Here is a 21,182-nt window from a genome sequence, read left to right as displayed (position 1 = left end):
GCCCGAACACGCGGGAGTGCTGCGTAGTGACAGGCGAAATTGCGAAATCCGCGATATCAGCGGCGGATGGCCAGGTCAGGCAGCGCCAGGTCGGCGTCGACTACCTTTCCTGCCCGGGCGGTCTGTGCCAGCACAATGCCCACGAGCACCACGCCCGCGCCGATGAGCTGCACCGCGTCCAGCGACTCGCCCAGCCAGAGCCAGGCGAAGAAGAACGCGAACAGCACCTCTGACGACGCCACCACGCCAGCCGCAGTGGCGGGCAGGTGACGCAGGGCCAGAAAACTGAGCAGGAACGGGGCGAAGGATCCGAGCACCACGTTCCAGAGCAGAGGCACCAGCATGGGCACTTCGACTGAGGCCAGGTTGCCGCCGAGCGAGACAGGCGTCACGAACGACACGGGGTCGATGCGCCACCACCCGCTGAGGAACGCCCAGAACACCGCCGCGAACGCCATCGACCAGAACGACACGGCGAGCGGGGATGTCGCGGCAACCTGACGTTCCCCGACCAGGAAGTAGATCGTCAGCATCACAGCCGCGGCCAGCGCCATCAGCACGCCCACGCCGTTCAGCTCGCTCGCCCAGATCTCGGCGACCAACGCCAGCCCGGCGAGCACGCAGGCGATCGCCACCCAGAGCCGCGCCTTCACCCGCTCGTGGAAGAAGAAGAACGCCACCACGGCGACCAGCAGCACGGCCATGTACTCAAGCAGCAGCGCGATGCCGACGGGAAGCAGCTGAACCGCCACGGCATAGCTGGCCTGCAGCAGCGCGACGCCGAACACGCCGAGGAAGGCGAACCAGGCCAGCTGGCGGGCGGTTACGCGGAACGCCCGGCGATCGATGACGCCGAGCGCTATCCCGGCGAGGATCGCGGTGCCGAGCACACGGAACTGGGTGAGTTGCGTGGGGTCAAGGCCGGCTTCCATGGTGACCTTCGTCACGCTGCCGTTCACTCCGAAGAGCACTGCCGCAAGCAGTGCGTAGACGTAGCCCACGCTCAGCTGACCGCCAGCCGTGATGCGCCGCGCCCGGATCGGCGATACGGCATGCTGTCATAACGCTGGGACACGGCGACGTCGCTCATGGTGACAGCTTAGGGTTTGGGTATGCAGACCTTTGTGCTCGCCGGTGGTTGTTTCTGGTGCCTCGACGCGGTGTACCGCACGTTGAATGGTGTTTCGGATGTGGTGTCGGGTTATACCGGGGGAGGGATCCCGAACCCGAACTACGAACAGGTGTGCACCGGCACAACCGGTCATGCCGAAGCGGTGGCCGTCACATTCGACCCCGATGTGATCCCCGCCGAGGTGATCCTCGACGTGTTCTTCACCCTGCACGACCCGCGCCAGCTCAACCGGCAGGGCAACGACATCGGCACGCAGTATCGTTCCGCGATGTACTACACCGACGACGAGCAGAAAGCGCTGTTCGAGTCGGCGCTGCAGCGCGCATCCGAGTACTGGGACGGCGGCATCGTCACCCAACTGGAGCCCCTTGGCGTGTTCTTCGAGGCAGAGGACTACCATCAGGACTTCTTCGCCAAGAATCCCGGCCAGGGCTACTGCATGGCGGTCGCCGTGCCGAAGGTCAACAAGATCCGCGCCAGCTACACGGAGTACATCAAGCCGCTCTGACGCGCTGTCGACAGTGCGCGGTATCCGGCGTAGCGTCGCGAGCGACACAGGAAAAGGGGTTCACTGATGAATGACAACGCGGCCAACGTGTTGCAGACCTGGGTTGCATTCGGTCCGGCGGGCGCGCTCGGCTCGGTGCACCGCACCGAAGAGGGCTTCACCTTCAAGCTGCTCGGTGACGACCAGACGCGCGGCGTGTACCCCACGCTCGATGTGGTGAAGAACGCGCTCGTGGCAAGCCTGCCGCCGGGCACCGGTCGCCCGGAGTTCCGAGAGCACTAACGCGCGGGACTCCCTGACCGCGGGCCACCATCTAGGCCTCCACAGGTCGTCGAACGCCGGATGTTCCCCAGACGGGGACATCCGGCGTTCGTGCTGTGCGCGGGTCGGCAACACTGTGCAGACGGACCCCGGCTGGCGAGATTCCCGGCACGAGCTCGCCGTCGGGGTTCGTCCACCGCGTCATCCGACACCGCGTCATCCATCACAGAACGGACCTGACATGACCGACACCATCACGCTCACCGGATTTGTCGCGACAGAGCCGAACCACCGGCTCACCGACAAGGGTGTGCCCATCACGGATTTCCGCCTCGGCTCCAACCACCGTCGCTTCGACAAGGACAAGCAGGAGTGGGTGGACACGTACACCAATTGGTACACAATCAGCACCTTTCGGGGGCTGGCGTTGAACAGCATGATCTCCATCAAGAAGGGGCAGAGGGTGATCGTCACCGGAAAACTTCGCCTCAAGTCGTGGGAGAACTCCACCAAATCCGGCACCGCCGTGGAGGTGGACGCCGACTCGGTCGGCCACGACCTGACCTTCGGCACCAGCGCGTTCACGCGCACCGCCCCCTCACGGAGCGACAGTTTCGGCCGCGACACCGCGCCGGACATGGACGGGCCGGCGCCCGACGACGAAACGCCGACAGAAGAGGCCGAGTTTGCGCCCGCGGATGCCGCCTCCGGCGCGCTGGTTCCGGATGCAAACCCGGAGTCGGACGGCCCCGCGGCCGACCAGTACGCGGATGCAGGCGCGTCGCCGCGCACTCCGTTCTAGGAGCTGCGGATCCGCGCTGCGGGCACTTCCTACACCGGTGCACTCGGAAGGGGCGGGCTGTGGCTCACGAGGGCCACCCCGCTCAAGGAGAGCGGTCAGCCGATCCCGCCTAGACTGGGCGGCATGGCCGAATACATTTACTCGATGGTCCGCGCCCGCAAGGCGGTCGGCGACAAGCTCATCCTCGACGACGTCACTATGGCATTCCTTCCGGGGGCGAAGATCGGAATGGTCGGCCCGAACGGTGCCGGAAAGTCCACGATCCTGAAGATCATGGCGGGCCTCGACACCCCCAGCAACGGCGAGGCCAAGCTGACGCCTGGTTTCAGCGTTGGCATCCTGATGCAGGAGCCGGTTCTCGACGAGTCGAAGACCGTGCTCGAGAACGTGCAGGAGGGCGTCGGCCCGATCAAGGGCAAGATCGACCGCTTCAACGAGATCTCTGCCGCGATGGCCGAGCCGGATGCCGACTTCGACTCGTTGCTCGCCGAGATGGGCACCCTGCAGGAAGAGATCGACGCGGCCGACGCCTGGGACCTCGACTCGCAGCTCGAGCAGGCCATGGATGCCCTGCGCTGCCCGCCGGGAGACGCCGAGGTCGCCTACCTGTCCGGTGGTGAGAAGCGTCGCGTGGCGCTCTGCAAGCTGCTGCTGCAGAAGCCCGACCTGCTGCTGCTCGACGAGCCCACAAACCACCTTGACGCGGAGAGCGTGCTGTGGCTGGAACAGCACCTGGCCCAGTACCACGGCGCCGTCATCGCCGTCACCCACGACCGGTACTTCCTCGACCACGTCGCCGAATGGATCGCCGAGGTCGACCGCGGTCGCCTGTACCCCTACGAGGGCAACTACTCGACATATCTCGAGAAGAAGTCGGAGCGGCTGCAGGTTCAGGGCAAGAAGGACCAGAAGCTCGCCAAGCGCCTCTCCGAGGAACTGGACTGGGTGCGCTCCAACGCGAAGGGCCGCCAGGCCAAGTCGAAGGCGCGCCTCGCACGCTACGAGGAAATGGCCACCGAGGCTGAGCGCACCAGGAAGCTCGACTTCGAAGAGATCGTCATCCCGGCAGGTCCCCGACTCGGTCAGATCGTGATCGAGGCCAAGGACCTCGCCAAGGGCTTCGACGACCGCAAGCTCATCGAGGGCCTCAGCTTCACCCTGCCTCGCAACGGCATCGTCGGCGTCATCGGTCCGAACGGTGTGGGCAAGACCACGCTGTTCAAGACCATTGTGGGCCTGGAGCCGCTCGATAACGGCGACCTGAAGGTCGGCGAGACGGTGCAGATCTCCTACGTCGACCAGACTCGCGGTGGCATCGACCCGAACAAGACCCTCTGGGAGGTTGTCTCCGAAGGGCTCGACTACATCCAGGTCGGCAAGACCGAGATCCCCTCGCGGGCTTACGTCTCGCAGTTCGGGTTCAAGGGCCCGGACCAGCAGAAGAAGGCCGGCGTGCTCTCCGGCGGTGAGCGCAACCGGCTCAACCTGGCGCTGACCCTCAAGCAGGGTGGCAACCTGCTGCTGCTCGACGAACCGACTAACGACCTCGACGTGGAAACCCTGTCGAGCCTCGAGAACGCGCTGCTCGAGTTCCCCGGCTGCGCCGTGGTCATCACCCACGACCGGTGGTTCCTCGACCGCATCGCCACGCACATCCTCTCCTACGAGGGCACCGAGGAAGACCCGGGCAACTGGTACTGGTTCGAGGGCAACTTCGAGGCGTACGAAGAGAACAAGATCGAACGCTTGGGACCGGATGCCGCGAAGCCCCACCGCTCCGCCTACCGGAAGCTCACGAGGAACTAATCGTGGCGCGCCTGCACGTGCCCATCCGGCTGCGTTGGGCTGACCTGGACGCATACGGGCACGTCAACAACGCCACGATGCTGCGCCTGCTTGAAGAGGTGCGCGTGCAGGCGTTCTGGCTCGACGAGTCGCTCGTCGGCGATGAGCACGCCGCCGGGGCATCCACCGCGGTGATCGATGCCCGGCCTGGGTCGGACACGATCACGCTGGTGGCCCGTCAGGAGATCGAGTACCTGGCGCCGGTGCCATACCTGCGGCAGCCGCTCGACGTGCAGTTGTGGCTCGGGCGCATCGGAGGCGCGAGCATCGAGGTCTGCTACGAGGTGTGCTCGCCGATCGGGGCCACCCCGTTCGTGCTGTATGCCAGGGCGGCGACGACCGTGGTGCTGGTCGACTCCGGGTCTGGCCGCCCGCGCCGCGTTCGCGACAGCGAGCGGCAGGCGTGGCAACCGTACGTCGCAGCGCCGGTGGAGTTCGCGAAGCGCGGCTAAGCAAGCCGGCTAAGCAAGCCCTTGAGCCTCGTGCGCGAACTGCGGCAGCCGAATCATGCCCTCCTGGGCGACGCTGGCCACCAGCACGCCGTCACGGGTGAACATCCGGCCGACAGCGAGACCGCGGCCGCCCGAGGCGCTGGGCGACTCCTGCACGTACAGCAGCCAGTCATCCGCGCGCGCGAACCGGTGCCACCACATGGCGTGATCGAGGCTGGCGATCTTCAGCCCCTCGGTCAACAACGGGATACCGTGCCGCCGCAGAACCGGCTCGAGCAGCGTGTAGTCGCTGCCGTAGGCGAGCGCGGCGCGGTGCAGGTTGGGGTCATCGGGCAGGTCGGCGAGAGATTTCATCCACACCGCCTGGATCGGGGGCGCCGCGCCATCCGCACCAACCCGTGACGGAACGTGGCGCAGGTCGAACGCGGCCGCGGATATCGCCCGGGTGGCGAGCTCGCTGTTGAGGCTCGCCAGCTGCTCCGCGATGCCGGGCAGCGACTCCGGCTCTGGCAGCCCTTCCGGCATGGTCGCCTGATGGTCGAGGCCCTTATCCTCGGTCTGGAATGAGGCGATCAGCGACAGGATCGGCTTGCCGTGCTGGTAGGCCTGGGCGCGGCGGGTGCTGAACGAACGCCCGTCGTGGATGCGGTCCACGCCGAAGTCGATCGGCAGTTGGTCATCGCCGGGACGCAGGAAGTAGCCATGGATCGAATGGATCACCCGCGACTCGTCGACGGTGCGCATCGCCGCCAGGATCGACTGGGCGAGCACCTGGCCGCCGAAGACACGGCCGTGTGGCATGGAAACGCTGGGCCCCTGGAACCGGTCAATGCCGGCCTCGGCGCCGACCGCGGTGAGGTCGAGCGCGTTCAACATGCCTGCTGCGGGGAGGTGAATGGGTTCGGTCACCCTTGGCAGTCTAGAAGTGCCTGTAGCTTGGGAGGGACATGACGCGCGAATTTACCCTTGTTGATGCCCTTGCCCTCGGCGACCTGGACGTGTTCCTCGGTCGCGCCAGCCGAGTCGAAGACGGGTCGGTGCGGTTGATCGCGGGTTCCGGCGTGCTCGCCGTGTACGTGGCGGTGCTGTATCCGGCGGGACTGCTCGATGAGACTCCCACAGTGCTGGGGTTGCGTACTTTCGCGCTGGAGGACCGGCCGGAGTTCGATTCCGTGGTTCCGGTGCGGTCGCTGATTCAGCGGCTGGAGCGGTTGAAGGGCGAGGTGACGGATGCCGCGGCTCCGGTCACTGTGACGCTGCCGCTCGAGGTGAACACCGTCACCTGGGCGGCCATCTCTCCGCCGAAGGGCGGCTGGCGCACCCACGAATCAACCTCCGCGGCGCTTCTTGAGCGCACCGCTCATGCCGGGATCGACGAGGTGGCCACCGCGGTGCCGAGCGGCCGGGGCGAGCAGATCGTGCACAAGGTGCGCAGCGAGGTGTGGGGACGCCCGATCGAGGGTCTCGAGCATGTGCCGGCCGGCGCGGCGTTCGCCGCGCTCAGCCTCGGTTTCCTCTCAGACGACGAGGTGCAGGTGCTCGAGGTGGGCCCGTGGACCCGGTTGACCACCGAACGCGGCCACGTGCTGGTCAAACGCCGCGCGTGGACGCTCGCCCGGTAGCGTGCCCTCCGGTCGCGATGGTGCGGCCCACCGTGCGCCCGCTGAACAGGCACCCGCCGAGGAACGTGCCCTCCAGCGCACGATAACCGTGCATGCCGCCCCCGCCGAAACCGGCCGCCTCACCGGCGGCGTACAGGCCGGGAATCGGCCTGCCGTGCACCCCGATCGCCCGACCGTCGAGATCGGTCTGGATGCCGCCGAGGCTTTTCCTGGTGAGCACGTGCAGCTTCACCGCGATCAGCGGTCCTGCTCCCTTATCGAGGAGCCGATGCGGTTTCGCCACCCGGATCAGCCGGTCGCCGAGGTACCGGCGAGCGGCGCGCATGGCGGTGATCTGCGCGTCCTTGCCGTACCGGTTATCGAGCGCCCGGTCGTGGGCCTCGATCTCGCGGCGGATGTTCGCCACGTCCAGGGCGATGCCGGGGGAGCGGGACTGCATGCCGGCGAACAGTTCGTCGAGCGTCGCGGCCACCACGAAGTCCGGGCTGTGCCGCTTGAACGCCTCCACAGGTCGGGGCGCGCCCGGCCCGAGCCGGCGCAGCAGTGCGAACAGGCTTCGCCCGGTGAGATCGGGGTTCTGCTCGCTGCCGGACAGCGCGAACTCCTTTTCGATGATCCGCTGGGTCAGCAGGAACCAGCTGTGGTCGTGCCCGGTCGACCGCAGGTGCGCCAGCGTGCCGAGCGTGTCGTAGCCGGGAAACAACGGCGCGGGCAGCCGCCGGCCGGTGGCGTCGAACCACAGCGACGACGGGCCGGGCAGGATCCGGATGCCGTGCCGCGCCCACACCGGGTCCCAGTTGGCGATGCCCTCCGTGTAGTGCCACATCCGGTCCCGATTCACCACACGCGCCCCGGCGTTCTCACTGATCTGTAACATCCGCCCGTCCACGTGCGCGGGCACCCCGCTGAGCATGTGAGCCGGGGGCCGCCCGAGCCGGCCGGGCCACCAGGCGCGCACCAGATCCTGGTTGCCACCGATGCCGCCGCTGGCGACCACCACCGCGTCGGCGCGCAGCTCGAACTCACCGACCACCTCGCGGTTGCTGGCGAAGCCGCGTTTGGCGTTGTCTGGCCGAAGCAGGGAGCCGCGGGCGCCCACCACACGGCCGTCATCCAGCACCAGTGCGTCGACCCGGTGGCGGTAGCGGATGTCGGCGGAGCCCCGGCGAACGCCCTGCCTGACCCGGTGCACGAACGGGGCGAGCAGCCCGGGCCCGGTACCCCAGACGATGTGGAACCGGGGCACAGAGTTGCCCGGCCCGATCGCGCCGTAGCCGCCGCGCTCGGCCCAGCCCACCACAGGGAAGAACCGCACGCCCTTCTCCCGCAACCAGTCCCGTTTCTCGGTCGCGGCGAAGGCGAGGTATGCCTCGGCCCAGTCCCGCGCCCAGGAGTCGTCCACCCGGTCGAATCCTGCGCTGCCCTGCCAGTCCTGACGGGCGAGGGCGTGGCTGTCGCGCACGCCCATGCGGCGCTGCTCCGGTGAGTTCACCAGGAACACCCCGCCGAACGACCACCACGCCTGCCCGCCGAGATTGGACTCCGGCTCCTGCTCGAGGATGATCACCCGCTTGCCGGCGTCGAGCAGTTCACCGGCAGCGACCAGGCCCGCGAGGCCTGCCCCGATGATGAGCGCGTCGACGTGTCCGGTCATGCCGGGGGCGGGACGCGACATCCAGAGCTCCTTCGTCTCGTGGCTGTTCTCAATCTAGTGACCGGATCGGGAACAACGGCCACCGCCCGCCGGTTATCTCCCGTGTCCCCCTCGAAAGGTTTATTGATGACTATTGCTGTAACCGGAGCCACCGGCAACCTCGGCCGCCTCGTGCTTGACGCCCTTCTCGCCCGCGGCGTTGCCGCCGATCAGATCATCGCGATCGGACGGTCGATCGAGAAGCTCGCTGACTTCGCCGAGCAGGGTGTCCAGGTGCGGACTGCCGATTACGGCCAGCCCGAGACGATCGCCGCGGCGATCGCCGGCGCTGAGAAGGTGCTCCTGATCTCCGGTAGCGAGGTGGGCGGACGAATCGCGCAGCATGCCACAGTGATCGATGCCGCCAAGGAGGCGGGCGTGAAGCTTCTCGCGTACACCAGCCTGACCAACGCGGACAGCACGCCGCACCTGCTCGCCCCGGAGCACAAGGCGACCGAGCAGCTCATCCGCGAGTCGGGCATCCCGTTCACGATCCTGCGCAACAACATGTACACCGAGAACTCGGTCGGGCTCGTGCAGGCGGCTGCCGCGACCGGCGCGATCGTCTCCAGCGCCGGCGAGGGCCGGATGGCCAGCGCCAGCCGCAAGGACTACGCCGAGGCCGCCGCCGTGGTGCTGACCGAATCCGGACACGAAGGCGCGGTGTACGAGCTCACCGGTGACGTGGCCTGGACGCCGCAGGATCTCGCCACGGCAGCATCCGAAGTGCTGGGAACGGATGTCGTGTACCGTGCGGTCACCGCCGAGGAGCATGCGCAGATCCTGACCGGCGCCGGATTTGACGAGGGTACCGTAGGGTTCTTCGTCGGCCTGGACGCCAACACCCGCGACAACCTGCTCGCGGAGACCACCGGCGAGCTCGCTCGCCTCATCGGTCGCCCGACGACGCCGCTCGTGGAGGGTCTCGCCGAGGCGCTCGGCGACACCGAGGCTGCCGCCGCGTAATAGTCAACACAACGCAGCCGCCCTCCCGCTTTTCAGCAGGAGGGCGGCTGTTATTGCCGGGGGTCAGTCCTCGAACGTGTTCACCATGGCGTGCGCCGCCCGCTCCAGATACGCCCACAGGGTGGCATCGTGCAGGGGACTCAGCTCCAGTGTGTCGACCGCGGCGCGCATGTGCAGCAGCCAGCGGTCTCGGGCGGCCGGGTTCACCCGGAACGCGGCGTGCCGCATCCGCAGGCGAGGGTGGCCGCGTTCATCACCGTAGGTGGTTGGTCCGCCCCAGTACTGAATCAGGAACGTGCTGAGCCGGTGGATGGCGCCCTCGAGGTCGTGCTCCGGGTACATCGGCCACAGCAGGTCGTCCTGCCGCACCCCCTCGTAGAACGCGCGCACCATGCGGTCGAATACCGGCTGGCCGCCCACCTCGTCGTAGAAGTTGCCGCCGACACGATCCTGGCCTGGCCCCATCCGCAGGGTGACCGGGGCGGGCGTGCTCGGAATCGACTGCTCGGTCACGGGGTCTGTCCTTTCGGGCCGGGGTCAGCGGCCTGATTCGTGGGCACGGGCAGTGCCGACGTCTTCCCCACACGGGAACCCCGCCGACCGGAGTTCTCGGCGCCGGCGACCACGAGGCTGTTCAGCGCCGGCAGTCGCACGCCGATGTCATCCAGGGTCTGCTTCAGACGGGCACGCAACTCGCGGGCGACGTCGTCCTTGCTGGCGGAACGGGTCTTGACCACCAACCGCACGACGACGGCTTCGGCGGAGACCGATTCGATTCCCCAGATCTCCGGCTTCTCGAGGATGCGGTGACGCCACTTGCCGTCGTTCGCCATCGTGGTGGCCGTCTTCAGCAGGTGCTGCTGGATCGTCTCGACCTCCGTGTCGTACGGCACGGCCATGTCGATGATCACGCGCGCCCAACCCTGCGACATGTTGCCCACCCGGAGGATCTCGCCGTTGCGCACGAACCAGAGCGTGCCGTTGACGTCTCGAACCTGGGTGATGCGGATGCCGACACCTTCAACCACCCCGGTGGCGAATCCGGTGTCCACGACGTCACCGACGCCCAACTGGTCTTCCGCAACCATGAACAACCCGTTCAGCACGTCTTTCACGATGTTCTGGGCGCCGAAGCCGAGGCCGGCGCCGACCGCGGCGCTGATCACCGCGAACGCGCCGGTGGCGTTCGGGAGCAGCGTCGAGATCAGCGCGAGCACGGTGATGACAATAATCGTGGCGGTGGCGACGCTGTTCAGCACACTGCCGAGCGCCCTGGTGCGTTGCACCGTGCGGGCCGCCGTCAGCGGGGAGTTCATCAACGCCTGCGTGTCGTTGACATTCTGCTTCTTCTTCGCACCGTTGACAATGCGGGTCACCACTCGTTCGATTGCGAATCGCAGCAGTCGAACGGCGATGAACGCCCCGATGAGGGTCAGGATGACGGTGATCAAGGGTTGCCACGCAACCCAGAACGCAGCCCATCCCGCCCAGAAACCAGCCCAGTCGAATGCATCCATATCGCCGACAAGTGTACGGAACGGTGGGCGGGACTTTTCTGAGTCGCCAGGTCACCGCCGGGCGCCGGCCGGCGCCGGCGGTCAGCCGGCGTCGCGTGCCTGCACCGAGAGCGCCCGCTCGACACCGGCGAGGTTCTCGGTGACCAGGCGGCGCAGCGCCGGCGTCTCGGGGTTGGCATCCAGCCAGGCCCGCGACTTGTCGACCAGTTCCTGCGAGGCCAGCGGTGCCGGGTACAGCCCGTCGATCAGCGTCTCGGCAATGTGGTAACTGCGGCTCTCCCAGATCGTGTTGAGACTCGCGAAGTAGCGGTCGACGACCGGGGCGAGGGCGCTGGCGTCGTTGACATGCTGGTAGCCGAGCGTGGTGTTGCGCACGATCGCGTTCGGCAGCTTGTCGTTGTCGACCAGCTCGGTGAACGTGGCCAGCTTCGACTCCGACGTGGGAACGGTGGCCCGCGCCCGGGCGGCGGCCTGCTGGCCGTTCGCCGTGTTGTCCTTCGCGAGCTCCGCCGCAATGTCGGCGTCGGTGGCGGCGCCGTTCAGCACCAGACCATCCAACAGCTCCCAGGCGAGGTCGGTGTCGATGGGCAGGCCCTCGAGCACGACGGTGCCGTCCCGCAGCCCGCGCAGCGCCGCCACGTGGTCGCCGGTCGACGCCAGGTTGGCGAAGAACTTGACGAACTGGAACTGGGCGTCAGAGCCCGGTGCCGCAAGCTGTGCCAACTCCCACAGCGTCGAACCGATGTACTCGATCGCCGCCGCTCGCTCGGCAGGGACGATGTAGGTGCGGGCCGTGGTGGCCAGCTGGGTGAGCGTGAGCCGCATGGTCGTCGACTCGGTCTCGGTCGCGATGTTGCCGAGCACCAGCCGGATGTAGTCGGTGGGGCTGGTTTCGGCGTCGCGGGTGGAGTCCCACACCGATCCCCAGACCAGCGCCCGGGCGAGCGGGTTCTCGATGTCGCTCAGGTGGGCGATCGCCGTCTGCAGGGATGCCTCATCGAGGCGAATCTTCGCGTAGGCCAGGTCGTCGTCGTTGATCAGCACAAGGTCGGGGCGTCGCTTGCCCACCAGCTCCGCGACATCCGTTCGCTCACCGTCGATGTCGAGCTCGAAGCGCTCGTCACGCACCAGCTTGGTGCCGCTCAGGTTGTAGAAGCCGATCGCGAGGCGGTGCGGGCGGATCGTGGGGTGTGACTCCGGTGCGGACTGCAGCACCGCGAAACCGGTGATGACCCCGTTCTCGTCTGTGCTGATCTCGGGGCGCAGGGTGTTGACGCCGGCGGTCTCCAGCCACTTCGCCGACCAGCCGGACAGGTCGCGACCGCTGGTGACCTCGAGCTCGGCGAGCAGGTCGCGCAGTTCGGTGTTCTGGAACTTGTGCTTCTTAAAGTAGGCGGCGACCCCGGCGAAGAAGGCGTCCCGGCCGACCCAGGCGACCAGCTGCTTCAGCACCGATCCGCCCTTGGCGTAGGTGATGCCGTCGAAGTTGACCTGCACGTCTTCGAGGTCGTTGATGGTGGCGACAACCGGGTGAGTGGTCGGCAGCTGGTCCTGCCGGTATGCCCAGCTCTTCTCCATCGCCTGGAACGTGGTCCAGGCTTCGGTCCACTCCGTGGCCTCGGCGGTGGCGATGGTCGACGCCCATTCGGCGAACGACTCGTTCAGCCACAGGTCGTTCCACCACTTCATGGTGACCAGGTCGCCGAACCACATGTGCGCCAGCTCGTGCAGGATGGTGACGACGCGGCGTTCCTTGATCGCGTCGGTCACCTTGCTGCGGAACACGTAGGTCTCGGTGAAGGTCACCGCACCGGCGTTCTCCATCGCGCCCGCGTTGAACTCGGGAACGAACAGCTGGTCGTACTTCTCGAACGGGTAGGCGTAGTCGAACTTCTCCTCGAAGTATGCGAAGCCCTGACGGGTCTTCTCGAAGATGTAGTCGGCGTCCATGTGCTGCGACAGCGAGGCGCGGCTGAAGACGCCGAGCGGAATGGTGCGGCCGTCACGGCTGGTGAGCTCGCTGCGGGTCACCGCGTACGGGCCGGCGACCAGCGCGGTGATGTAGGAGGAGATGCGCGGGGTGGGTTCGAACCGCCAGATCGCCTTGTCCGTGCCCTCGATGGGCTGCGGCTCGGGGGTGGGGGAGTTGCTGACCACCTGCCATGCGGCGGGGGCGGTGACGGTGAATCGGAAGGTTGCCTTCAGGTCGGGCTGCTCGAACACGGTGTACATGCGGCGGCTGTCGGGAACCTCGAACTGTGAGTAGAGATAGACCTCGCCGTCGACCGGGTCGACGAAGCGGTGCAGTCCCTCGCCGGAGTTGGTGTACTCGGCATCCGCCTCGACCTCGAGCACGTTCTCGGCCTGCAGATTGTCGAGCTGGATGCGCACGCCGTCGCTGACGGTGGCCGGGTCCAGGTCCACGCCGTTCAGTGTGACGCGGCGCACGGTGCGGGTGAACGCATCGATGAAGGTGGAGGCACCGGGCGTTGCCGTGAAGCTGACCACGGTCGCCGACGAGAACGTCTCGTCGCCGGTGGTGAGGTCAAGCGTGATGTCGTAGCTGGCGACGTCGACGATCGCCTTGCGCTCTTCGGCTTCGACGCGGGTGAGGTTCTCTCCTGGCACGGGTGCTCCTGGGTTCTGCGAACGGGATGTGTAGGTTGTGCGCACAGCAGGCGACAACACCGTGAACCAACCTATCGCGAACAGCAGATTTACCGGGGGAGAGCCCCTGTTTACGGCGCGTTCGAGCGCGCGCCAGCACCGCCCCGAATGGGGCGGTGCTGGCGCAGCGTTCAGCTACGACGGGTTATTCGACCTCACGCGCTCGCGTAGCCGCGCACCGCAGTCCGGGTGGAGGCAGGCTGCACCACCGGGGTTTCGGTGGCCACGAAGCGGCGGCTGGTTTCGATCGACGAGGTCAGCAACGCGTACAGCCGGTCATCCGGGTCGGACACGCAGGCGGTGGCGATACCGTCGACGGCGCTCTGGATGATCATGTGACTGTGCCGCGGCGACATGTCCGTCGGCATGTGCCTGAGGTTCGCGGCAACGAATGCCCTGGCCCACCGTTCGGCGGCCGGAGCCGCGGCGAAGGCGTGCTTCAGCATGCTCTCCGCGTCGATCACGGTTGTTGCCGGCATCCGGGACAGCGCGCTCTCACAGACGATCGCGCCCACGGCCAGCGACCGCTGCCGCTCTTCGAACGCCACGGGAATCGCCGCGGCCGCCGCTTGCAGCGCCAGCACCATGTCAAGCCGTTTGTCGTCGCTCGTCAGGCCGATGACCGAGGGGATGTGAGACGCCAGTCGACCCCTCGCGCTATCGCTCGTGCAGTCGTTCACCATGCGCGCCAGATGCGCGAGCCCGGCATGCGTGCACTTGGGGTGATCGCTCCATCTCTCGCCAGCGAGGTACGAGGCGAACTCCATGAAGCACGCCCCCCGCTTGGGATTGCGGTGCCTGCCTGGAGAGAGGATTGGCATCACATCGAGTGTCTCCGGTGACCTGGTCATGAAGTACCTCCTCGAACAACGTGACCGATAGCTCTACTGTGCGCTCACCCGTGCCGAAACTCAACGGTTTGCGCCACGACGATGCACGATCGACACCCCTCCTAAACTGGTGCGATGCGCATCCACATCGCCACCGATCACGCCGGCCTCGAGTTCAGCGAGGACCTTCAGGAGCACCTCACCCGGGAGGGGCACGAGGTGATCGACCACGGGCCCACCAGCTACGACCCGCTGGATGACTACCCGGCGTTCTGCATCAACGCGGCGCGTGCCGTGGTGGCCGACCAGCAGGCTGGCATCGAGGCGCTCGGGATCGTGTTCGGCGGCTCGGGCAACGGCGAGCAGATCGCCGCCAACAAGGTGCAGGGCGCCCGCGCGGCCCTGGTCTGGAACCTCGACACCGCCAAGCTCGCCCGCCAGCACAACGACGCCAACGTGATCGCGGTCGGGGCACGGCAGCACTCCATCGACGAAGCGGTGCTGTTCATCGACGCCTTCATCGCCACCCCGTTCTCCGGCGACGAGCGCCACGCGCGTCGAATCGCCCAGCTCGCCGAGTACGAGACCACCGGTTCGATCGTCGGCCACTCGGTTCTCTAGCGATCGGGGTCACGCATGCCAGAAGGTCACTCCGTTCACCGGATCGCCCGCCAGTTCGCCCTGCACTTCGTCGGGCATCCGGTGGCGGTGTTCTCACCGCAGGGCCGCTTCGCTGCCGGCGCCGCTCGACTCGACGGCAGCACCATGACCGGGGCGAAGGCGGTCGGCAAGCAGATGTTCCTCGAGTTCGACAACGGCCTCTGGCTCCGCGTGCACCTCGGCATGTACGGCGCCTGGGACTTCGCTGGCGACATCACGGCTGACGCCACGATGGCGTCAGCGAATGGCCGCATCGGCCATACCAACCAGAGCGGCACCATCCTCGACGCCGCAGGCGAGGACTCACTGCACAGCATCGGCGCCCCGCGCCGCACCCGGCTGCGGATGTCCGAGCAGGAGAAACTCCAGCCAGACATCGAGACGTTCCCGCCGGAGCCTGTCGGCCAGGTGCGGGTGCGGCTGCTCACCGAGGTGTCGTGCGCCGACCTCCGCGGTCCGACCGCGTGCGAGGTGATCGACGCGCTCGCCGTCGCGCAGACCATCGCCAAGCTCGGACCCGACCCGCTGGTGGATGATCCCGAGGACGCCGAGGAGCGTTTCGTCGCCGCCGTGCGCAAGCGGGCGACCCCGATCGGGCAACTGCTGATGGACCAGTCCGTGGCCAGCGGCATCGGCAACGTGTACCGCGCCGAACTGCTGTACCGGGCACGCCTGGACCCGCATACCCCCGGCAAGAAGGTGCCGGAGGATGTCGCGCGGGCGCTCTGGCAGGACTGGGCGCACCTGCTCGACATCGGTGTGCATACCGGCCAGATGATGACCATGGACGACCTCGACGACGACGCATACCGTAAGGCGCTGGCGCATCGGGATGACCGGCACTGGGTGTACCACCGCGAGGGGCTGCCCTGCCGGGTCTGCGGCACGAATATCTCGATGGAACTGGCGGCGGGCCGCAAGCTTTACTGGTGTGCGAACTGCCAAGCTTGAGTCATGCTGCCAACGGCTCACTTTCTGCTTGAGGATCCCGACGAGGTCAAACGGCTGATCCGGGAGAACCCGTGGGCAACCTTTGTGTCCGCGACATCCGCTGGTCTGATCGCCTCGCACTATCCGGTGCTGCTGGAAGAGGACGCGGCAGGGATCAGCATCGTCAGCCATTTCGGCCGGCCGGACGACGTGGCGCACGAACTGGGCCGGCACGAGATTCTGGTGATCATCCAGGGCCCGCACGGCTACGTCTCGCCCGGCTGGTACGACAACGGCGAGTTCATCCCCACCTGGAATCACGTCACCGCCCACCTGTACGGTGTGCCGGAGCTGCTGGACGCCGACGAGAACTTCCGCATCCTCGGCGACCTGGTCGATCATTTTGAGAAGCGGATGCCGCACCCGCAGCGTCTGGAACAGCACGAGGCCGTGGCGCGGGCGGTCGCGCGCGGCACCATCGGGCTGCGGCTGCGCGTCACCCGTTTCGACGCCAGACGGAAGCTGAGCCAGAACAAGACCCCCGAGGTGCTGGACCGCATCACCAGGGCGCTGGAGAGCGACGACGAGTACGCCGAGCCGCGCCTGGCGCGGGAGATGCGGAGGGCCACCGGTCATGCTGATCACTAACGCTCGCGTCGGGGACGCCATCGTCGACCTGCGGCTGCGGGATGGCGTCATCACCGAACTCGGGGTGCTCGGCGGCACCGGCCTCGACCTGCAGGGGCGCTGGCTGATCCCCGGCCTCTGGGACGAGCATGTTCACTTCACGCAGTGGGCGCTGGCCCGGCGGCGGCTCGACCTGCAGGCGGCGGCATCCGCGCGCGAGGTGGCGGTGCTCGTCGCCGACGCCGTCGCGCACTCGGCGGTGCCGGTGCCGGTTCCAGTGTCGCGTCGGCTGTTCGGCGGGTCGCGGGACGAGCCGGCCGTGATCGTCGGAACCGGATTCCGCGACGCCCTCTGGCCGGACGCGCCCACGCGCGCCATGCTCGACGTCGCGGCACCGAACACGCCCGTGGTGCTGATCAGTGGCGATGTGCACTCCTGCTGGCTGAACTCCCGGGCGCTGGAACGGTTCGGTTTTGCCGGGCATGACACCGGCCTGTTGCGTGAGGACGAGAGTTTCGCCGTGGTGCGCCGGCTCGATGGGGTTGCCGCAGACCAGGTCGAGACGTCGATCGCCGACGCTGCCGAGGCGGCGGCCGCCCGCGGTGTGGTCGGCATCACCGACCTCGAGTTCGGCTGGAACTTTGACGCCTGGCGCTCCCGCATGGACGCCGGCTTCGACCTGCTGCGCGTCGACGCCGGGATCTACCCTGAGCACCTGGAGAAAGCGATCGGCCTCGGCCTCAGCACCGGGCAGCGGCTGACCGGGCTGCTCTCGGTCGGTCCAGCCAAGATCATCAGCGACGGCTCGTTGAACACCCGCACCGCGTACTGCGTCGATCCCTATCCCGGGGTGGGCGACCTTCCGCACGGCATGCTGAACGTGCAACCGGGCGACCTGGTCGAGTACCTGCGGCGCGCGAGCGGCAACGGGCTGCTGCCCGCGGTGCACGCCATCGGCGACGAGGCGAACCAGCTGGCACTCGACGCATTCGAGGCGGTCGGATGTCGCGGCCGCATCGAGCACGCGCAGCTGCTGCGGTGGGAGGACCTGCGCCGCTTCGCCGAACTGGGCATCGTCGCCAGTGTGCAGCCAGAGCACGCGCTGGATGATCGGGATGTCGCGGACCGGTACTGGTCCTCTCGCACCGATCGGGCGTTCCTGCTGCGCTCGCTGCTCGACGCGGGCGCCACCCTGAAGCTCGGCTCCGATGCACCCGTGGCCGAATTGGACCCGTGGGTCTCAATCGCCGCGGCGGTCAGCCGGTCGAAGAACGGGCGGGAACCCTGGCACGCGGAGCAGTCGATCACCGTGGACGAGGCGATCGCGGCATCCGTTCGGTCCTCGATTGGGGTCGGACAACCGGCGGACCTGGTGGTGCTGGAACAGGATCCTCGAGAGGCGACGGCCGATCAGCTGCGGGCGATGCCGGTGGCGGCGACCATGCTGGCGGGGCGATTCACGCACAGCACCCTGTAGCGGTCGGGACCTACTCAGCTGGCGAGGCGACCGCTGGGGTAGCGGTGTTGCGCGCGCCAGTCGACGGCGCCGGGCGCCAGCTGGATCTCCGGTCGACGCTGTTCGACGCGGTCGGTCCAGATTTGGCCATCCCACCACCGCAACAGCAGGGTGCCAAGGGGGTCGGGGTACCAGCCTGCGGGCGCGGTTGCAGCAGTCATGAGGGGGCTCCTGGGGGCAGGACCGTCGGGCAAGTCGAGTAACTAGGGATGAGACTTGGCGACGAGTATTCGGGTTTAGGGTGCCCTGATGTTATTGCCCGTCACACCGGGGGTGCAATGGCGACACGCCGATTTGGTGGAAAAAGTCGAACGGGTTTCAGGGGCTGCAGTCGCACCTTCCCGTCATTGGCTGCCGCTTTTAAGCGAGAGTCAGCACGATCTTCTGCCCGGGGCTGATCTCAGCGAGTTCACGGTGCGCCCGGGACACATCGCTGAGCGGAACGACGCGGACACTCGGTGCACGAAGCTCACCGCTGACGATTCGGTCGAACTGGGTGCGCAGCAGCTCGCGGTACCGCCGCGGCTGAGTCGCGACGAACAGCGGGACCGAGCACACCCGGGTTCGGGGATGCCGGAAATACTGGGCCATCGCACCCGCGCCACCGGCGACCGTGTCCAGGCGTTCGCGTCCTGGCCGGCCGACGAACGCCAGTCTGACCACCGTCCCGTCCGCGGACGCCAACTGTCGCAGGCGCGGGTCTCCGGTGTGGTCGAAGACGGCTCCCACCCCGTCGGGTTGCTGCACCTGTGCGAGCTCGCGCCAGTGCGGGTCTCGGTAGTCGAGGACGTGTGCGCCCAGAGATTCCGCGAAGGTTCTCGAACGTGCCGATGCGGTTCCGAGTACCGCCGCACCCCTGGACGCGAAATGTTGGGCGATCAGCGCCCCGAGCGCCCCCGAGACTCCTTGGACGAGCACGCTGGGACGCGGAACCGGATCCGCCAGTGCGACTGCCAGTCCGGCGGTGACGAGGTCCAGTGGCAACGCGGCGGCCTCAGCGGAGGGGAGTGCCTCCGGGACTGCGACCAACAACGAGGGCTTCACGTCAATCAGCGTGCTGTTGCTGCCCATCCGCGGGAGGCAGCCTGCTACGCGGGTTCCTCTCTCCCATCCACTGGCGGGCGAGTCGGAGTCGATGACACCGACGAAGTCGTACCCCGGCGTGAATCCCGCGCGGGGTTGCAGCAAGTACCTGCCTTCGCGGGCGAGCGCATCCGTTGACCCCACCGAGGCGTGAGTCACCCGAACCCGCACGGTTCGCTTGGCAGGCGAGGCGATCGTCCCGTGCTCGACCTGCACGGAGTCTGGCCCGCCGAACGACGAGACCGATACCCGTGCGACTGCTTGCATACGCGCAGCCTATTGGCTTGATAGTGGAGGGGATGACGGGAATCGAACCCGCGTCATTAGTTTGGAAGACTAAGGCTTTACCATTAAGCTACATCCCCGCAAACAACCGGACTGTGCCGGATGCGCGAAGCTAGCCTAATACATGCTCGTGAGTGCCTCTGACATTTGCCGCCTCGAACTCGGCTAGACTTGGCGAGGCCAATTTGCGGGAGACTTCGGTTTCCCGTTTTCTTTGGCCACCGAACACATCGGTTTACCGGGGTGTAGCTCAGCTTGGCTAGAGCGCCCGCTTTGGGAGCGGGAGGTCGCAGTTTCGAATACTGTCACCCCGACCATCCACAGTTCGTCAATACACAGGAGAAGCCCCACATTGGTCAACACCACGGTTGAGAAACTGAGCCCGACGCGCGCGAAGCTCACCATTGCTGTCACCCCGGAAGAGCTGAAGCCCAGCATTGACCACGCTTACAAGCACATCGCTGAGCAGGTCAACGTTCCCGGTTTCCGTAAGGGAAAGGTGCCGGCGCCGATCATTGACCAGCGTGTTGGCCGCGAAGAAGTGCTGAACCACGCCGTCAGCGAGAGCCTGGACCGGTTCTACCGCGACGCCGTCAAGACCGAAGAGATCCGCACCCTGGGTCGCCCCGAGGCCGACGTCTCCGAGTGGCCGGACGTGAAGGACTTCTCCGGCGACCTGATCATCACCGTCGAGGTCGACGTGCGTCCCGAGTTCGACATCCCGAAGTACGAGGACATGCTCCTCACCGTCGACGCCGTCGAGGTCACCGATGAAGAGGTCGCGACCGAGCTGGACAACCTGCGCGCCCGCTTCGGCACGCTGATCACCGTGGACCGCCCGGCCAAGACCGGCGACTTCGCGCAGATCGACCTGGTCGCGACGATCAACGGTGTCGAGGTCGACACCGCCAACAACATCAGCTACGAGCTGGGCTCGGGCGAGCTGATCGAGGGCATCGACGAGGCCCTCGACTCGCTCACCGCCGGTGAGAGCACCACGTTCGAGTCGAAGCTGGTCGGCGGCGACAACGCCGGCGAGACCGCGCAGATCGCCGTGACGCTGAGCGCCGTCAAGGAGCGCGAGCTTCCGGATGCCGATGACGACTTCGCGCAGATCGCCAGCCAGTTCGACACCATCGATGAGCTGAAGGCAGACCTGCGTGAGCAGGCCGGCAAGTCGAAGATCTTCGGTCAGGTCAGCCAGGCGCGCGACCAGATCGTCGACAAGCTGCTCGAGCTCGTCGAGATCCCGGTTCCGGAGAAGCTGGTCGAAGACGAGGTGCACCGCCACCTCGAGCAGGAAGGCCGCCTCGAGGACGACGAGCACCGCGCCGAGGTCAAGGAATCCAGCGAGGCAACGTTCCGCTCGCAGATCCTGCTCGACTCGATCGCCGAGAAGGAGAACGTCAAGGTCGGCCAGGACGAGCTGACCCAGTACCTGATCCAGGGTGCCGCCCAGTACGGCATGGAGCCCGGCGAGTTCATCCAGGTGCTCGACCAGAACGGCCAGATCCCGGCCATGGTCGGCGAGGTCGCGCGGTCCAAGGCTCTCGCCGTGGTGCTCAGCAAGGCCAAGGTCGTCGACGACAAGGGCAACGATGTCGACGTGTCGGACTTCACCGCCACCGCGGGTGACGCACCCGAGGACGAGGTCGAGTTCGGCGACGACGACGCCGAGGTTGACGAGCACGCCGGTCACAACCACTAAGACTGTGTAGCGCGAAGGGCTCGGGGCGGATGCCTCGGGCCCTTCGTCGTTCTCCCCACACCCCGGCGAGCGTCTGCC

General features: G+C 67.1%; 21 protein-coding genes and 2 tRNA genes. 13 read left to right on the top strand and 10 right to left on the bottom strand.

Annotated elements, in window-relative coordinates:
- Window positions 1-56: 56 nt before the first annotated feature.
- On the bottom strand, window positions 57-1,001 hold the full coding sequence (locus HCT51_RS09965; protein WP_166873418.1) for an EamA family transporter: 945 nt from the start codon (window positions 999-1,001) through the stop codon (window positions 57-59).
- A 111-nt stretch (window positions 1,002-1,112) separates the two neighbouring features.
- Here HCT51_RS09965 and msrA point away from each other — a divergent pair, with 111 nt between their 5' ends.
- From msrA to HCT51_RS09940, 5 genes are all read left to right on the top strand, one after another.
- Window positions 1,113-1,640 (top strand): peptide-methionine (S)-S-oxide reductase MsrA, encoded by a 528-nt coding sequence (msrA, locus tag HCT51_RS09960; protein ID WP_166873415.1) that lies wholly within the window; start codon window positions 1,113-1,115, stop codon window positions 1,638-1,640.
- Between the two features lie 66 nt (window positions 1,641-1,706).
- Window positions 1,707-1,922 carry a methyltransferase gene (locus tag HCT51_RS09955; protein ID WP_166873412.1) on the top strand — a complete coding sequence of 72 codons (216 nt, stop codon included), beginning with the start codon at window positions 1,707-1,709 and terminating at the stop codon, window positions 1,920-1,922.
- A gap of 220 nt (window positions 1,923-2,142) precedes the next feature.
- A complete protein-coding gene (locus HCT51_RS09950) occupies window positions 2,143-2,703 on the top strand; it encodes a single-stranded DNA-binding protein (protein ID WP_166873409.1) in 561 nt (186 codons plus the stop codon).
- 123 nt (window positions 2,704-2,826) lie between these two features.
- On the top strand, window positions 2,827-4,509 hold the full coding sequence (gene ettA, locus HCT51_RS09945) for an energy-dependent translational throttle protein EttA (RefSeq protein ID WP_166873406.1): 1,683 nt from the start codon (window positions 2,827-2,829) through the stop codon (window positions 4,507-4,509).
- Between the two features lie 2 nt (window positions 4,510-4,511).
- Window positions 4,512-5,000: an acyl-CoA thioesterase gene (locus tag HCT51_RS09940; protein ID WP_166873403.1), complete on the top strand. Its 489-nt coding sequence runs from the start codon at window positions 4,512-4,514 to the stop codon at window positions 4,998-5,000.
- A gap of 9 nt (window positions 5,001-5,009) precedes the next feature.
- Here HCT51_RS09940 and HCT51_RS09935 read toward each other — a convergent pair whose 3' ends face one another.
- Window positions 5,010-5,876 (bottom strand): acyl-CoA thioesterase, encoded by an 867-nt coding sequence (locus HCT51_RS09935; protein ID WP_166874556.1) that lies wholly within the window; start codon window positions 5,874-5,876, stop codon window positions 5,010-5,012.
- Window positions 5,877-5,947: 71 nt separating this feature from the next.
- Between HCT51_RS09935 and HCT51_RS09930 the strand changes: the two genes are divergently transcribed.
- Window positions 5,948-6,622: a DUF8185 domain-containing protein gene (locus tag HCT51_RS09930; RefSeq protein WP_166873400.1), complete on the top strand. Its 675-nt coding sequence runs from the start codon at window positions 5,948-5,950 to the stop codon at window positions 6,620-6,622.
- Here the strand turns inward: HCT51_RS09930 and HCT51_RS09925 are convergent.
- On the bottom strand, window positions 6,591-8,297 hold the full coding sequence (locus HCT51_RS09925) for an FAD-binding dehydrogenase (RefSeq protein WP_370626813.1): 1,707 nt from the start codon (window positions 8,295-8,297) through the stop codon (window positions 6,591-6,593). The two genes, HCT51_RS09930 and HCT51_RS09925, sit on opposite strands and share 32 nt — an antisense overlap.
- Window positions 8,298-8,402: 105 nt before the next feature.
- Between HCT51_RS09925 and HCT51_RS09920 the strand changes: the two genes are divergently transcribed.
- Complete coding sequence (locus tag HCT51_RS09920; protein ID WP_166873397.1) at window positions 8,403-9,281, top strand: SDR family oxidoreductase; 879 nt, start codon at window positions 8,403-8,405, stop codon at window positions 9,279-9,281.
- Window positions 9,282-9,344: 63 nt separating this feature from the next.
- Here the strand turns inward: HCT51_RS09920 and HCT51_RS09915 are convergent, their stop codons facing one another.
- The 4 genes from HCT51_RS09915 to HCT51_RS09900 all read right to left on the bottom strand — a co-directional run bounded on the left by HCT51_RS09915 (window position 9,345) and on the right by HCT51_RS09900 (window position 14,316).
- A complete protein-coding gene (locus HCT51_RS09915; RefSeq protein ID WP_166874549.1) occupies window positions 9,345-9,746 on the bottom strand; it encodes a globin in 402 nt (133 codons plus the stop codon).
- Window positions 9,747-9,790: 44 nt separating this feature from the next.
- The gene (locus HCT51_RS09910) at window positions 9,791-10,798 is read right to left on the bottom strand and encodes a mechanosensitive ion channel family protein (RefSeq protein WP_166873394.1); all 1,008 of its coding nucleotides are present in this window, start codon (window positions 10,796-10,798) and stop codon (window positions 9,791-9,793) included.
- 81 nt (window positions 10,799-10,879) lie between these two features.
- A complete protein-coding gene (gene pepN / locus HCT51_RS09905) occupies window positions 10,880-13,426 on the bottom strand; it encodes an aminopeptidase N (RefSeq protein ID WP_166873391.1) in 2,547 nt (848 codons plus the stop codon).
- Window positions 13,427-13,620: 194 nt separating this feature from the next.
- Complete coding sequence (locus tag HCT51_RS09900; RefSeq protein ID WP_166873388.1) at window positions 13,621-14,316, bottom strand: hypothetical protein; 696 nt, start codon at window positions 14,314-14,316, stop codon at window positions 13,621-13,623.
- Between the two features lie 114 nt (window positions 14,317-14,430).
- Here HCT51_RS09900 and HCT51_RS09895 point away from each other — a divergent pair, with 114 nt between their 5' ends.
- Genes HCT51_RS09895 through HCT51_RS09880 form a run of 4 tightly spaced genes read left to right on the top strand, consistent with a single transcriptional unit; the run spans window position 14,431 to window position 17,989 of the window.
- Window positions 14,431-14,916, top strand: a complete 486-nt coding sequence (locus HCT51_RS09895; RefSeq protein WP_166873385.1) for a ribose-5-phosphate isomerase — start codon at window positions 14,431-14,433, stop codon at window positions 14,914-14,916.
- A 15-nt stretch (window positions 14,917-14,931) separates the two neighbouring features.
- Entirely contained in the window at window positions 14,932-15,906 is a 975-nt protein-coding gene (locus tag HCT51_RS09890) for an Fpg/Nei family DNA glycosylase (protein WP_166873383.1), read from the top strand.
- 3 nt (window positions 15,907-15,909) lie between these two features.
- Window positions 15,910-16,533, top strand: a complete 624-nt coding sequence (locus HCT51_RS09885) for an FMN-binding negative transcriptional regulator (protein ID WP_166873379.1) — start codon at window positions 15,910-15,912, stop codon at window positions 16,531-16,533.
- The gene (locus tag HCT51_RS09880; protein WP_166873376.1) at window positions 16,520-17,989 is read left to right on the top strand and encodes an amidohydrolase; all 1,470 of its coding nucleotides are present in this window, start codon (window positions 16,520-16,522) and stop codon (window positions 17,987-17,989) included. The genes HCT51_RS09885 and HCT51_RS09880 overlap by 14 nt, the downstream gene beginning before the upstream one ends.
- A 14-nt stretch (window positions 17,990-18,003) precedes the next feature.
- Here the strand turns inward: HCT51_RS09880 and HCT51_RS09875 are convergent, their stop codons facing one another.
- The 3 genes from HCT51_RS09875 to HCT51_RS09865 form a co-directional block, all read right to left on the bottom strand.
- On the bottom strand, window positions 18,004-18,189 hold the full coding sequence (locus HCT51_RS09875; protein ID WP_166873373.1) for a DUF2510 domain-containing protein: 186 nt from the start codon (window positions 18,187-18,189) through the stop codon (window positions 18,004-18,006).
- Window positions 18,190-18,388: 199 nt separating this feature from the next.
- A complete protein-coding gene (locus HCT51_RS09870) occupies window positions 18,389-19,378 on the bottom strand; it encodes a zinc-binding dehydrogenase (RefSeq protein ID WP_166873370.1) in 990 nt (329 codons plus the stop codon).
- Between the two features lie 24 nt (window positions 19,379-19,402).
- Window positions 19,403-19,476 (bottom strand) — tRNA-Gly (locus HCT51_RS09865).
- A 159-nt stretch (window positions 19,477-19,635) separates the two neighbouring features.
- Between HCT51_RS09865 and HCT51_RS09860 the strand changes: the two genes are divergently transcribed.
- Both HCT51_RS09860 and tig read left to right on the top strand, forming a co-directional pair.
- A tRNA-Pro gene (locus HCT51_RS09860) sits at window positions 19,636-19,713 on the top strand.
- A 35-nt stretch (window positions 19,714-19,748) separates the two neighbouring features.
- A complete protein-coding gene (gene tig / locus HCT51_RS09855) occupies window positions 19,749-21,104 on the top strand; it encodes a trigger factor (RefSeq protein ID WP_166873367.1) in 1,356 nt (451 codons plus the stop codon).
- Window positions 21,105-21,182 lie beyond the last annotated feature (78 nt).

The sequence above is a fragment of the Salinibacterium sp. ZJ450 genome, assembly GCF_011751885.2.
Lineage (GTDB): Bacteria > Actinomycetota > Actinomycetes > Actinomycetales > Microbacteriaceae > Ruicaihuangia.
This window is presented reverse-complemented; position numbering and strand designations above follow the sequence as displayed.

Coding starts and splice junctions, on each gene's coding strand:
- HCT51_RS09890 (WP_166873383.1), top strand. CDS start 14,932: ATGCCAGAAGGTCACTCCGTTCACCGGATCGCCCGCCAGTTCGCCCTG.
- HCT51_RS09925 (WP_370626813.1), bottom strand. CDS start 8,297: ATGTCGCGTCCCGCCCCCGGCATGACCGGACACGTCGACGCGCTCATC.
- HCT51_RS09910 (WP_166873394.1), bottom strand. CDS start 10,798: ATGGATGCATTCGACTGGGCTGGTTTCTGGGCGGGATGGGCTGCGTTC.
- HCT51_RS09950 (WP_166873409.1), top strand. CDS start 2,143: ATGACCGACACCATCACGCTCACCGGATTTGTCGCGACAGAGCCGAAC.
- HCT51_RS09900 (WP_166873388.1), bottom strand. CDS start 14,316: ATGACCAGGTCACCGGAGACACTCGATGTGATGCCAATCCTCTCTCCA.
- msrA (WP_166873415.1), top strand. CDS start 1,113: ATGCAGACCTTTGTGCTCGCCGGTGGTTGTTTCTGGTGCCTCGACGCG.
- HCT51_RS09870 (WP_166873370.1), bottom strand. CDS start 19,378: ATGCAAGCAGTCGCACGGGTATCGGTCTCGTCGTTCGGCGGGCCAGAC.
- HCT51_RS09885 (WP_166873379.1), top strand. CDS start 15,910: ATGCTGCCAACGGCTCACTTTCTGCTTGAGGATCCCGACGAGGTCAAA.
- ettA (WP_166873406.1), top strand. CDS start 2,827: ATGGCCGAATACATTTACTCGATGGTCCGCGCCCGCAAGGCGGTCGGC.
- HCT51_RS09915 (WP_166874549.1), bottom strand. CDS start 9,746: ATGGGGCCAGGCCAGGATCGTGTCGGCGGCAACTTCTACGACGAGGTG.
- HCT51_RS09880 (WP_166873376.1), top strand. CDS start 16,520: ATGCTGATCACTAACGCTCGCGTCGGGGACGCCATCGTCGACCTGCGG.
- HCT51_RS09895 (WP_166873385.1), top strand. CDS start 14,431: ATGCGCATCCACATCGCCACCGATCACGCCGGCCTCGAGTTCAGCGAG.
- HCT51_RS09935 (WP_166874556.1), bottom strand. CDS start 5,876: ATGTTGAACGCGCTCGACCTCACCGCGGTCGGCGCCGAGGCCGGCATT.
- HCT51_RS09955 (WP_166873412.1), top strand. CDS start 1,707: ATGAATGACAACGCGGCCAACGTGTTGCAGACCTGGGTTGCATTCGGT.
- HCT51_RS09930 (WP_166873400.1), top strand. CDS start 5,948: ATGACGCGCGAATTTACCCTTGTTGATGCCCTTGCCCTCGGCGACCTG.
- HCT51_RS09920 (WP_166873397.1), top strand. CDS start 8,403: ATGACTATTGCTGTAACCGGAGCCACCGGCAACCTCGGCCGCCTCGTG.
- HCT51_RS09875 (WP_166873373.1), bottom strand. CDS start 18,189: ATGACTGCTGCAACCGCGCCCGCAGGCTGGTACCCCGACCCCCTTGGC.